This window comes from Lentzea albidocapillata (genome assembly GCF_000719115.1).
Taxonomy (GTDB): Bacteria; Actinomycetota; Actinomycetes; order Mycobacteriales; family Pseudonocardiaceae; genus Lentzea; species Lentzea albidocapillata.
In genome coordinates this window covers 1-366 of the sequence record NZ_JOEA01000086.1, presented here as the reverse complement: position 1 = coordinate 366, position 366 = coordinate 1, and the positions used below count along the sequence as shown (strand labels likewise).

Below are 366 nucleotides of genomic sequence, written 5' to 3'. Positions count from 1 at the left end.
AGTCCGACCTCGCGTTCGAAGGGAACTACGCCTACGCGGGCACCTTCAGCGGGTTCCGCATCATCGACATCTCGAACCCCGCGGCCGTGCGGCAGGTGGTGTTCAAGCCGTGCAACGGCGGGCAGGGAGACGTGTCGGTCTACAACGGACTGCTGTTCTCGTCGGTCGACACGCCGCAGAGCAAGCCTGAGTGCGACAGCGTCAACACGCCGGCCACCAACCCGGTGGCGTGGGAGGGCGTACGGATCTTCGACGTCCGCGATCCCACCGACATCAAGCACATCGCCTCCGTGCGCACCGACTGCGGCTCGCACACCCACACGCTTGCGCCCGCGGGCAAGGGCAGCCTGTTCGTCTACGTCTCGT

General features: G+C 66.4%; 1 pseudogene. It reads left to right on the top strand.

Annotation, left to right across the window (positions count from 1 at the left end):
* Positions 1 to 366: pseudogene (locus IG04_RS0141930) on the top strand (hypothetical protein); the annotation flags it as partial.